At 27.9% G+C, this 12,377-nt stretch carries 10 protein-coding genes; 5 read left to right on the top strand and 5 right to left on the bottom strand.

Features of this window, described 5'->3' with window-relative positions:
* Window positions 1-2: 2 nt before the first annotated feature.
* The 5 genes from ACYQ44_RS02425 to fabD are packed head-to-tail and all read left to right on the top strand — an operon-like array spanning window position 3 to window position 3,977.
* Window positions 3-848 carry a DegV family protein gene (locus tag ACYQ44_RS02425; protein WP_459994949.1) on the top strand — a complete coding sequence of 282 codons (846 nt, stop codon included), beginning with the start codon at window positions 3-5 and terminating at the stop codon, window positions 846-848.
* Window positions 848-1,267: a 3-hydroxyacyl-ACP dehydratase FabZ gene (gene fabZ / locus ACYQ44_RS02420; protein ID WP_459995092.1), complete on the top strand. Its 420-nt coding sequence runs from the start codon at window positions 848-850 to the stop codon at window positions 1,265-1,267. Before ACYQ44_RS02425 ends, fabZ begins: the two co-directional genes overlap by 1 nt.
* Before the next feature lies 1 nt (window position 1,268).
* Complete coding sequence (locus tag ACYQ44_RS02415) at window positions 1,269-2,150, top strand: 3-oxoacyl-ACP synthase III family protein (RefSeq protein WP_459994948.1); 882 nt, start codon at window positions 1,269-1,271, stop codon at window positions 2,148-2,150.
* The gene (locus ACYQ44_RS02410) at window positions 2,143-3,054 is read left to right on the top strand and encodes a nitronate monooxygenase (protein ID WP_459994946.1); all 912 of its coding nucleotides are present in this window, start codon (window positions 2,143-2,145) and stop codon (window positions 3,052-3,054) included. Before ACYQ44_RS02415 ends, ACYQ44_RS02410 begins: the two co-directional genes overlap by 8 nt.
* Window positions 3,055-3,089: 35 nt before the next feature.
* The gene (gene fabD / locus ACYQ44_RS02405; RefSeq protein ID WP_459994945.1) at window positions 3,090-3,977 is read left to right on the top strand and encodes an ACP S-malonyltransferase; all 888 of its coding nucleotides are present in this window, start codon (window positions 3,090-3,092) and stop codon (window positions 3,975-3,977) included.
* Between the two features lie 60 nt (window positions 3,978-4,037).
* Here fabD and ACYQ44_RS02400 read toward each other — a convergent pair whose 3' ends face one another.
* From ACYQ44_RS02400 to ACYQ44_RS02380, 5 genes are all read right to left on the bottom strand, one after another.
* On the bottom strand, window positions 4,038-8,075 hold the full coding sequence (locus tag ACYQ44_RS02400; protein ID WP_459995090.1) for a PolC-type DNA polymerase III: 4,038 nt from the start codon (window positions 8,073-8,075) through the stop codon (window positions 4,038-4,040).
* Between the two features lie 251 nt (window positions 8,076-8,326).
* Window positions 8,327-9,676, bottom strand: coding sequence for an FAD-dependent oxidoreductase (locus ACYQ44_RS02395; RefSeq protein ID WP_459994944.1), 1,350 nt, complete (start codon window positions 9,674-9,676; stop codon window positions 8,327-8,329).
* Between the two features lie 122 nt (window positions 9,677-9,798).
* Window positions 9,799-10,398: a hypothetical protein gene (locus tag ACYQ44_RS02390; protein WP_459994943.1), complete on the bottom strand. Its 600-nt coding sequence runs from the start codon at window positions 10,396-10,398 to the stop codon at window positions 9,799-9,801.
* Window positions 10,373-10,951, bottom strand: a complete 579-nt coding sequence (locus tag ACYQ44_RS02385; protein ID WP_459994942.1) for a macro domain-containing protein — start codon at window positions 10,949-10,951, stop codon at window positions 10,373-10,375. Before ACYQ44_RS02385 ends, ACYQ44_RS02390 begins: the two co-directional genes overlap by 26 nt.
* Window positions 10,952-10,963: 12 nt before the next feature.
* Window positions 10,964-12,229, bottom strand: a complete 1,266-nt coding sequence (locus tag ACYQ44_RS02380; RefSeq protein ID WP_459994940.1) for an ArsB/NhaD family transporter — start codon at window positions 12,227-12,229, stop codon at window positions 10,964-10,966.
* Window positions 12,230-12,377: the final 148 nt, after the last annotated feature.

Raw genomic sequence — 12,377 nt, 5'->3', positions numbered from 1 at the left:
TTATGAAAATTGGGATAGTAACCGATAATACTTGTAATTTATCTATAGATTTTTTAGAAAAAAATGATATTGGTTTTACATCACTTTATATATTAAGAAATGGAAAACATATAAAAGCTATTGATTTGTGTCCAACTACATTTTATGAGGAACTTAAAGAAGGTTCCTATGTTCCTCTTACTTCTCAACCTTCGGTAAAAGATTTTGAGATAGTTTATAGAGATATGCTAAAAAAATATGATTATTTAATCACTTTAACTATTTCAGAAAAATTGAGTGGAACACTAAATTCTGCAAGACTGGCAGCCTCTATGGTTGATGATAAAAGAATTTTTACTATAGATACTAAACTAACGAGTTTTGGTTTAGGATTTTTAATTCTCGAATTAAAAGAAAAAATAAAAAGTGAAAATTATACTCTAGAACAACTATTAGAATATTCAAAAAATTTTTATACTACTATTAAAACAATATTCAGCGTAACAAATATAGATTATTTATATAAAGGTGGTAGAATAGGTAAAGCCAAAGCTTTAATGGGTGGTTTACTAAACATGAAACCTATTCTCTCTTTAAATGAAGGTGAAATCATACCAGTAAAAAATGTTAGAGGAATAAATAAAATGGTAAAAGAAGTAGCAAAACTAGGTATAGAAAGAATTGATTCTCTAAGATTAAAAAAGATTGCTGTTATCCATACTGGCAATTTAAAATATGGAGGTCTAATTATTGAAGAATTAAGAAATAAGGGTTTTAACGATGAAAATATAATATATGCATTATTGGATCCTGTAATAGGAACCCACTTAGGTCCTGATGCAGTAGGGGTGATTACACAATGGGAATAATTAACATTAATGAAATATTGAAAATTTTACCTCATAGATATCCTTTTTTGCTTGTTGATAGCGTGTTGGAAATAACTGAAAAAAAAATTATTGCTTATAAAAATGTAAGTATAAACGAACCATTTTTTCAAGGTCATTTCCCAAATTATCCTATAATGCCAGGAGTATTAATTATTGAAGGATTAGCTCAAACAGCGGGAATATTGCTAATGAAAGATCTTAAAGAAGAAACTATACCGTTATTCTTAGGCATAGATAAAGCGAGGTTTAAAAAAGAAGTTAGACCTGGAGATAAATTAATATATGAAACCGAAGTCATTCAAGAAAAAATGGGAATGTATAAATTAAATGCAATTGCAAAAGTTGAAAACAAAAAAGTTACTACCTGTGAATTAATGGTTGGAATAAAGAGGGGATAATATGGTAATATCTCAAATTAATGCTTTTATTCCTGATATAATACTTGATAATAAAAAATTAGCGGAAAAATTTGATGTTTCAGAAGAATGGATATATAAACGAACAGGAATAAAATATAGATACATTTCTAATTTAGAAATTTTTGAAATGGGGATAAAAGCTACAGAAAACTTAGATTTAGATGGTGTTGATACTGTACTTTTTGTTTCTTCAGTTGGAGCACATTATGTGCCATTTTATGTGAGAACATTTGAAACATTAAAAATCAAAAAACCACGTTACGGAATAGATATTTCAAACGGTTTTGTTGGTTTTGTAACTGCTATGCATGTTGCAGACGTTATGTTTAGAGAAAAAATTGCAAGTAAAATTTTACTTATCGTTTCAGAAAAATTATCTTCACTTGTTGAAAAGGATGATATTAATACTGCAATATTGTTTTCTGATGCTGCTATAGCTATGGTTCTTGAGAATAATGATAATTGTATATGTGATCATAGGGTTTTATATGATTCAGAGTATTTTGATGCTTTAAATATAAATAAAAATAAAAAAATCATAATGGAAGGAAAAAGAGTATACAAATTTGCAGTAACAAATATGAAAAAGATGATACATGAGTATTTTGATGAATATGGAAAAAAGATTATTGTTCCACACCAAGCTAATAAAAGAATATTAGAAAGCGTAAAAAAACATTTTTGTGAAACTAAATTTCTAGATATTATAGAAAATTATGGTAATACTGGAGCTGCAAGCATTCCTCTTACTTTGTTTAAAACATATGGAAATACAAAAATTTTATTAAAAGATCATTTGTTAATATCAGTTGGCGGAGGAATGACAACATCAGCAATAACATGGAGGTGCACTAATGAATAGAATAACAAAATTGCTAAAGATAAAATATCCTATCTTAGAGGGAGGAATGGCATGGGTTGGAACTGCCAAATTAGCAGCTGCAGTTTCTGAGGCTGGCGGTCTTGGAACAATAGGAGCAGGAAGCATGACACCTGAAATTCTGAAAACCTCCATAAAAGAAATTAAAAAACTTACTAATAAACCTTTTGCTGTGAATATAATACTTGTAAATCCATATGTAGATCAATTAGTTGAAATAGTAAGAGAGGAAAAGGTTCCTGTAGTTATTTTTGGAGCTGGTAATCCTGGTAAATATATAAAAAGTTTAAAAGAGAACAACATTAAAATACTTGCTGTTGTCTCATCTGAAAATTTAGCTATTAGGTTAGAAAAAATAGGCGTTGATGCCATTATAGGTGAAGGAATGGAAGCCGGCGGCCATATTGGTGATGTTTCAACTATGATATTAATACCAAAACTTGTTGATGTATTAAATGTTCCTGTTATTGCAGCTGGTGGGATCGCAGATTTAAGAGGAATGAGAGCTGCTTTAAAATTAGGCGCAGAAGGAATACAAATGGGAACAAGATTTATTGCCACATATGAATGCGAAGCACACGAAAACTATAAAAAATTGATATTAAAAGCAGGTATTAGAGATGCAATAGTAACAGGAGCTACTATAGGCCATCCTGCAAGAGTTATAAAAACGAAATTCGCAAAGAAAATAAAACATCTAGAAATTGCTTCACCAGAGGAAGCTGAAGAAATGCTTGTTGGTAGTTTAAGAAAAGCTTTTGTTTCAGGAGATTTGGAAAATGGTTCTTTTATGGCCGGACAAAGTGCAGGATTAATTAATGATATAAAAAGCGTAAAAGAAATAGTAGAAGAGTTTGGGAAAGAATTTAAAAAAATTTCTGGATGATATCAAAAATTTTATTGTATATTGGAGGTGTAGAAATGATAGCTTTTGTTTTTCCAGGTCAAGGATCACAAGCACTAGGAATGGGAAAGGAAATTTTAGAAAAATATCCAGAATATAAAAAATATTTAGATAGAGCTTCTAAAGTTATTGATATAGATTTAGAGTCTATTATTTTTGGGAATGATGAAAAAGCATTAACTTTAACAGAAAATACACAACCAGCATTATTAACTATTTCATATATAATGTATCTTTATGCCATAGAAAAATTAAATATTATCCCCGACATCGTTGCCGGACATTCATTAGGGGAGTGGACTGCGTTAGTTGCCTCAAAAGTAATTTCTTTTGAGGAAGGAGTAAGATTAGTAAGATTAAGAGGAAAATATATGAGTGAAGCATGTCCTCCAGGTATTGGTGGAATGGGTGCAGTTATAGGTTTAAATCTTGATGTAATCAATTCTGTTTTAGAAAATTTTGAAAATGTAAACATTGCTAATCACAACTCTCCAGAACAAATTGTTATTAGTGGTGAAAGAAATAAAGTACTAAAAATTGTAGAAATTTTAAAAGAAAAGGGGGCAAAAAAAGTTGTAGAATTAAATGTCAGTGGCCCTTTTCATTCATCTTTAATTAAACAAGCAAAAGAAAAAATGTATAACGAATTAAGAAATGTTTTATTCAATTCCCCTCAATATAAGATTATACAAAATTATACAGCAAATTTAGAAGAAAATCCTGAAAAAATAAAAGAAAATATAATTAATCAAATAACAGGTACTGTAAGATGGGTAGAAAGCATTAAAAAAATGAAAGAAATAGGCGTAACCCAAGTATATGAAGTTGGCCCAGGTAAGGTATTATCCGGTTTGATCAAAAGAATAGATAGAAATTTAAATCCAAAATCAATATTAAAAGTTTAAAAATAACTCACAAGACAACCATAACAAAAACCCTCAGCATTTTTTGCTGGGGGGTTTTTGTTACATAAATTCTTCAAATAAATTAACCTGATTCTTTTCAGGCAATCCTTTTAACATACCTAATTTCCTAAAAGTTTCTAATGTAGTTTTATTTATACCTGTTCTTTTTAACAAGTCCTCAACAGATAAAAATTCTTTTTCCGCTCTTGCTTTTACTATACTTACAGCAGCTTTCTCACCTAAATTTGGAACTTTAATAAATGGTATTCTTAAATTATTCCCCTCAATAATAAAATTTTTAGAATCAGATTTATATATATCCGGAGGCAAAAATCCAAATCCTCTTAAAATCATTTCATATGCGATTTCTAAAACTGTAAGTTCATTTTTTTCTTTAACATCCAAGGATTTAAGTGATTTTAAATCAAAAATCCTATTTCTTATAGCATTTTTCCCTTTTAATATAATATGAGTGTTAAATTCATCGCCTTTTACAGAAAAATAAGTAGCATAAAAAGCTAATGGATAATGAACTTTAAAATACGCAATTCTAAATGCCATACTTACATATGCTGCTGCATGCGCTTTTGGAAAAAGATATTTTATTTTTTTACATGAATTTATAAACCATTTTGGAACTTTATTTTTTTTCATTTCCTCTTCATCTTCTTCTGATAATCCTTTACCTTTCCTAACTTTTTCCATAATAAAAAATGAATGTTTTTTATCTAATCCTTTTTGGATTAAGTAATTCATAATATCATCACGACATGCAATAACTTCATCAACAGTTGCTTCTTTTGAAATAATTAAATCTCGAGCATTATTCAACCACACATCTGTACCATGAGACAACCCAGAAATTCTTACTAAAGCTGCAAAAGTTTTTGGTTTTGTTTCTTCTAACATTCCTCTAACAAACTGAGTACCGAATTCTGGTATTCCAAGAGTGCCCACTGTTGTTCTTAATTCAGAAGTCAAATCTATTCCTAAAACTTTTGAAGAAGAAAAAATAGACATAGTATCTTTATCATCCATTTTAATATTTTTATATTCTATACCTGTTAAATCACTTAACATTTTTAAAAATGTAGGGTCATCATGTCCTAGTGCATCTAACTTTACTAAATCATCATGAATAACATGATAATCAAAATGTGTTGTCATTGTATTTGCTTTTCTATCATTTGCAGGAAATTGCACAGGAGTAAAATCATAAACTTCCATATTTTTAGGCACAATCATTAATCCACCAGGATGCTGTCCAGTCGTTCTTCTGGCACCTTCAATTTTTTTTGCTAATCTGATTATTTCTGGATTTTTTAATTCGCCTGCATACTTTTCTGCATACTTCTTTACATAACCATAAGCTGTCTTCTCTGCAACTGTAGAAATAGTACCTGCTCTAAACACATGATCTGCTCCAAATAACTCTTCAATATATTTATGAGCCCTAGTTTGGTATTCTCCAGAAAAATTCAAATCAATATCAGGAATCTTATCTCCTTCAAATCCCATAAATGTTTCAAATGGTATATCTTGACCATTCTTTGTCATCTCAGAATTACATTTTGGACATCTTTTATCCGGTAAGTCATAACCTGAATCATATGATCCATCTGTAACAAATTCGCTATGTTTGCATTTAGAACATACATAATGCGGAGGTAATGGATTCACCTCAGTAATACCCATCATTGTTGCAACCAACGATGAACCAACTGATCCTCTTGAACCTACAAGATAACCATCGTCATTTGATTTTTTTACTATTTTTTGAGCCATTAAATATAAAACAGCATAGCCATGATTTATAATAGAATTTAACTCTCTTTTTATTCTTGCTTTAACTATTTCTGGCAAAGGGTCTCCATATATTTTTTTTGCTGTATTCCATGTCATTTCTCTAACTATATTATCTGCTCCTTCTATGATTGGAGGATGTAATTTACCTTCTAAGGGTTTTATTTCTTCTATTTGATCTGCAATTTTATTAGTGTTTTCTATAACTATTTCTCTAGCAATTTTTTCATCTTCAAAAATTTCATATGCTGCTTTTAACATTTCTTTTGTAGTTCTTAAATATTTATTTGAATCAAAAATTTGCTTTTTTTGCCCTTTTGTAGCAGAACCTATTATCAAAGCATCTCTTGCCTTTTTATCTTCTTTATTTAAATAATGCGCATTACTAGTCATCACAACTGGAATATTGTAATTTTTTGCAGAATCATATAATAATTTATAAAATTCTGCAATTTTATTTTTTTCAACACCTCGATGTTCAACGCTATCTAATGGTTGAATTTCTATATAATCAAATAAACTAATTAAAGAATTTATTTCATCTATAGAAGCGCCCCTTGAATATTCCTCAAATATAATATTTTTTGTACATCCGCTTCCAATTAATAATCCTTCTCTATTTTCAAGTAATTCATTTAATAACACAGTCGTATCTCTATAAAAATATTCTGTATGTGCTTTTGAAATTAATTTGTATAAATTCTTTAGTCCTATTCTATTTTTCACTAAAACTGTCATATGATATTTTCTTAATTTTTTAAAATCTATCATTTTCTCTAAATTTATTAAATCATTTATTACCTTTATTCCTCTTCCTTTTGCCTTATCCAACAACTTTAAAAATACATATGCAGTTATTTTCGCATCTTCATGAGCTCTATGGTGTTCAAAATGACCCAATCCTAAAGCTTTTACAACTTTATCTAAAGAATGTCCTCCTTTAAGATTTAATAATGCTCGAGCCATAGCTAAAGTATCTATATAAGGTATTTTTATTTCTATATTCATTATCTCTTTAACCCATCTTCTCAAAAACCTATAATCAAAATTTGCATTATGAGCAACCAACACTGAATCCGAAATAAATTCAAAAAAACTTGGTAATACTTCTTCAATAGATAAAGCATTGCTTAACATTTCATTGGTTATACCTGTAATTTCTTGTATTTTCTGAGGAACATTTTTTCTAGGTTTTACCATTTTATGAAAAATATCGACTATTTCGCCTTTTTTAATTTTTACTGCACCTATTTCTATTATTTCTTCCATGTTTGGATCAAATCCAGTAGTTTCAAAATCAAAAACAACAAAAGTTGAATCAAAATTTATTTCATTAGAAAAATTATTTATAATAGAAACTTTATTATTAACCACATTAACTTCACAGCCGTATATAGGCTTTATATTATTTTTCTTCGCAATGTTATAAAATGTTGGAATTGATTGTAAAACTTCATGATCAGTAATTGCAACAGCTTTATGTCCCCATTTTGCAACTGTACTCACTAACTCATCTACATCCAAAACAGAATCCAAAGCACTAAATTTAGAATGAACATGTAATTCTACTCTTTTTTCTTCACAATCATCTACTCTTTCTTTTAAATGAATCTTCATTATATTTTCAGGAATTATTACATATTCTCTTTGATACTCATCATATGTAATTTTTCCTTCTACTTTAATTACATCATTTTCTTTAATATTATTATTTAATTTTTCTGCAGAATTTTTAAATGCTTTTATTGAAATTGAATCCTTATTATCTGTAATATACATAGTTAAAATAATAGATCTATCATTAAATTCTTTATAGAAAACTCGCCCTTCAACAACAACCTTTGATGTTTGATACATTACCTCATTTAATTTATCTAAAGGTATAGAAACTTTTTTAAAATCATTACCTAATATTACATTATTACTTGATTTTTCTTTTATTTCATTATAATTACCTTCTTCATATTCATTATCTTTCTCATAATCATCTATCAATTCATAACTTTCATCTTCAAAATTTTCATAATCTATTTTTATATTTTCATCATAAACCAACTCAAAAGTTGGTAAATACCCTAAACTTCTGCTTAATATATTTTCAATAATATTTATATTTTTTTTCATTCTTTCAAGAGCAAATTTATTTGAAACACGAAATATTAATTCTTCACCGTCTATATCAGGAATTAAAAAACGGAGATAATTCTCCTCCTCATTACCATTAATTAATTCTATCCAATTTTCAAGAATATAATTTAAATCTTTTTCAGAAAGCAAAACAACCCTAACCGGCATTTTCATAAGCCTTGAAAAAAACCTTTTTATATTCCTTTCATCATTTTCATTTAACGGATTAGAAAGTTTTAAAAGAAGAATATCATTTATTTCTATTTCGCCTTGAAGATTAAAAGGATCAAATCCTATTTTGGAGATTAAAAAATCGGAAATTTTCATTGAAAGACCTCCTGAAAGTATGCTAAGTTTACTATATCATATTTTTTTTAACTCTCTGTATCAAAAATGGAGTTCATAATGAACTCCATTTTTCATAATTTTTTTATAGCTTGTGTTGCTGCAACTAGATCTATATCCCATACAGGAGAAAAAGGTGGTGAATAGGCTAAATCCATATTCCTTAATTGATTAACTGTTCCATTAGTATAAAGAAGAGAAGTTATTGTGTTTAATCTAGGATGAATTTCTCCACCAACCAATTGCGCTCCTAAAATTCTTCCTGTTTTTCTCTCAAAAACTAATTTTATTTTTAATTTTTTAGAACCTTTATAATAATGTGCTTTACTTCCAGATTTTATAAACACAGCTTCTGCATCAAACCCTTTTTCTCTTGCTTCTTGCAAAGTTAACCCTGTCTTTGCATATTCTATATCTTCAAATTTTGTAATTAACGATCCAACTACACCAATAAACGAATCATTATCTCCCGCTAGATTTTTACCAGCAATTCTACCTTGTTTATTCGCTGTGGTTCCTAATGGTATATATACATTTTCTTTAGTTATAAAATGATTAACTGTAGCACAATCTCCTGCTGCATATACGTCCTTAATGCTCGTTTCCATTTTATCATTAACTATAATAGCTCCATTTTTTACTAAATTCAAACCTTTATCTTTTAAAAATAAAGTATTTGGTCTTACCCCAATTGATACTATAATCATATCTGCGATATAACTTTCATTTTCTGTTATTACTTTAAATTTTCCACTTTCTTTTATAATATCTTTAGCAAATGTATTAAATATGATCTTAACACCTTTTTCAATAATACCATTAATAAATTCATCATGAATTTCAGGCTCTATATTTCCAAGAATATGATTTGTACCCTCAATAATAGTAATATCAATATTATGTTTTTTCAAGGCTTCTGCTGTTTCAATACCAATGAATCCTCCTCCTATTATAATCGCTTTTTCTGGTTTATTTTTATTAATAAAATTCAAAATATTTTTTGCATCATCAGGATTTCTTAACTTAAATATTCCATCTTCTCCCCATGCTTCAAAGTGTGGAATTATAGGTGAAGCTCCTGTAGAAATTACTAATTTATTATAAGAAACTTCCTTTTCTCCAGTTTCAGATTTAATGTAAACAATTTTATTTAAAAAATCTACTTCATATGCTTCATGTTTAACAAAAACATCTGCACCTTTTTTTTCTTTAAAAATATCTGGAGTTAGTGCTATTACTGCTTCAGGCGAAGATACTTCTCCACTAATAACATAAGGTAATCCACATCCACCATATGAAATATATGGTTCTTTTTGAAATATCGCTATTTTTAAATCTTTATTTACTCTTTTTGCACTCGCAGCTGCACTTGTACCTGCTGCTACTCCTCCAAGTATGACAACATCGTATTCCATCTTTTCCATTTTTACACCTCCATACTAACTATTATTAATTTAATGATATAATTATTAATATATATTTAACAATAAAAAGGAGCTAAGCTCCTCACATCATGATTAAATTATAAGCTTATATACGACATACTTTATTTCAAAATATCATAATAAGATAATAATGATAAAAACACAGAATAACTTAAATATACGATACTTGGAATATAAAATATGTCACTTCTGCCAAATGTTGTATTTCCAAATAAAGAAGCTCCGAACCATTGAATACCATGCCTAAAAATTAAATATAATATAGAAAAAATCATAATCATTGATATTAAAAACTTTATAAAAGCTGATATTTTAGTACCTTTGTAACTTCCTTTCAAATAATAAATTGCATTAAACTGTTCAAAAATACTATATAGTAAATATAGAACACCTAAAAGTATAATATTTGTAACATCTAGTGTAAATTGGCTCCCAAGAATACTTTGAATTAAAGATTTTTGAAAATATATTAAAATTACCATCGATGTTAATATTAAAGAAATCAAAAAATTGAAACTGGAAAATATTATTTTTATCCATCCAATCCCAACATTTGAGGATAATATTACTTTATCCTTTATAACTTCTTCCTTATTAAATTCTTTTTCCATTTTTTTTATAGGCTTAATCCTTTCAGATAAATGATGTTTCTCTTTATCTGATTTTTTTCTTTTCTCATGACGTACTTTTAACGTTGCCATCTTTTCCTCCTACAATCTTAATAAAAATATCTGCCTTTTTCTTATCTAAAAAACAAAATCTTACTTCTTTTAAAGAATTATTCTCCTTAGAAAAATCTAAAATAGCTTTTAGATAAATTTCACACGCTTTAACAAATGGATAGCCAAAAATCCCCGTACTAATTGCGGGAAATGATATTGATTTTATCTTTAATCTTTCTGATATTTTTAAAGAGTTAAAAATAGCATTATATAAAAACTTGTCTTCATTTTCTTTCCCACCATGCCATACTGGCCCTACAGAATGAATTACATATTTGGCTTTTAAATTCCCACCAGAAGTGATCCCTACTTCACCTGTTTTTATTATACCATGCTTTTTTATATATTCATCACTTTCTTTTTGAATAACAGGACCGCCTTTTCTAGAAATAGCAGCTGCTACTCCACCACCATGTGCTAAATATGAGTTAGCTGCATTTACAATGGCATCAACATTTTCTTGAGTTAAATCTCCTATTACTATTTTAAAATAAAGATTATTAAATTTTTTTTCAAAGATTGTTTTATTCATATAATCACCTATCTATATAAAAAATATATAAATACTCCCTAAAATCATTGGTAATAAAACAAACATAAGTGACTTTTTCATATATTCATTAAAAGTTACTGTTTGGTTATAATTTTTCTCTAATAAAGAAACTCCAACTATATTTTGAACAGCACCAAGAGGAGTTAAATTAGTTCCTAAATTTGCTCCAATTGCGTATGCATACCATAATTCAAAAGGAGCTCCATTTAATATCAACAATTTTATAACAGGTGCAAGTATTAATGTTCCTGGAACCGCACTTAAAAATGGTATAACAAATGAAGAAATCCACATAATAACCAACATTAACATTTTCGGTTTATCCAATAATGGATTAAAAATATTAGCTATCGCTTGAGTAACTCCCACTTCTTCTAAAGCAAAAGCTATTGTAAACAATCCTCCATAAAAAAACATTGTATCCCAATCTAAATCTTTTGACATACTTTCAAAATCTTTTTGCGTTAACAACATTAATACCAAAGCCCCTGCTACGGCTATTAAAGCAAGATCAATTTTAATTGTAGAATGAAAAATAAATCCTGTTAATACTATAGCAAAAACAATGATTCCCTTATACATCAAAGATTTGTTTTCAATTGTTTTTCCAGGATCCATAGAAGATAATGTTTTCAATCTCTCATTAAATATTTTCGAATCCACTTTATTACTAACTTTAAATACAAATATTGTAGAAATAAAAGATAATATCGTTATAGGAAGCATTTTTATAAGAAATTTTGTAAAATCTAACTCACCTATAGAACCTAAAACTATATTCAACGGACTACCAATTAAAGTACTCATACCACCTATATTATCAATAGCTATTGTTAACAACATCAAAGGCGTAGGATTGATTTCTAAAGTATCTGCAATCAAAAAAATAATAGGCGCCATTAACATTATTGTAATCAAGTTATCAAGAAAGGCGGAAAAAAGAACAACTAAAATCATTATAAGTGTTAAAACTATCCAAAATTTATATCTGCTTAATTTAATCGCATTAACAGCAGCAAATGTAAAAAAACCACTTTCTTTTAATATTTCAACTATAATCATCATGCCAAGTAAAATTCCTAATGTTTCAAAACTAACAATATTTCCTATGTTTTCAAACTCCAATCCTTCTACAGGCTTTAAAATAAATAGCAATACCCCAAAAAAGAATGTAATGATAGACTTTTTCACACTTTTAGAAAAAATAATAAAATAATATGCAATGATAGTTATCCCCAAAACTAATATCTCTGACATTTAACCGCCTCCAATTCAGATAGTTTTAACATTCTAATTAAACTCTTTTTCTTTAAAGTTCTCTTGAAAAATTTTTTAAGTTTTAAAAAATGATTTTTAGATTTCCAATCTATATAGAATTTAACTTTTTTGACATTTTATTATGTTT

The organism is Marinitoga arctica (genome assembly GCF_054657315.1).
This window is presented reverse-complemented; position numbering and strand designations above follow the sequence as displayed.

Bases quoted from the DNA above. Each gene is read 5' to 3' on its own strand.
- ACYQ44_RS02380 (WP_459994940.1), bottom strand. From the start codon at position 12,229: ATGTCAGAGATATTAGTTTTGGGGATAACTATCATTGCATATTATTTT.
- ACYQ44_RS02410 (WP_459994946.1), top strand. From the start codon at position 2,143: ATGAATAGAATAACAAAATTGCTAAAGATAAAATATCCTATCTTAGAG.
- fabD (WP_459994945.1), top strand. From the start codon at position 3,090: ATGATAGCTTTTGTTTTTCCAGGTCAAGGATCACAAGCACTAGGAATG.
- ACYQ44_RS02400 (WP_459995090.1), bottom strand. From the start codon at position 8,075: ATGCCGGTTAGGGTTGTTTTGCTTTCTGAAAAAGATTTAAATTATATT.
- ACYQ44_RS02385 (WP_459994942.1), bottom strand. From the start codon at position 10,951: ATGAATAAAACAATCTTTGAAAAAAAATTTAATAATCTTTATTTTAAA.
- ACYQ44_RS02395 (WP_459994944.1), bottom strand. From the start codon at position 9,676: ATGGAAAAGATGGAATACGATGTTGTCATACTTGGAGGAGTAGCAGCA.
- ACYQ44_RS02425 (WP_459994949.1), top strand. From the start codon at position 3: ATGAAAATTGGGATAGTAACCGATAATACTTGTAATTTATCTATAGAT.
- ACYQ44_RS02390 (WP_459994943.1), bottom strand. From the start codon at position 10,398: ATGGCAACGTTAAAAGTACGTCATGAGAAAAGAAAAAAATCAGATAAA.
- ACYQ44_RS02415 (WP_459994948.1), top strand. From the start codon at position 1,269: ATGGTAATATCTCAAATTAATGCTTTTATTCCTGATATAATACTTGAT.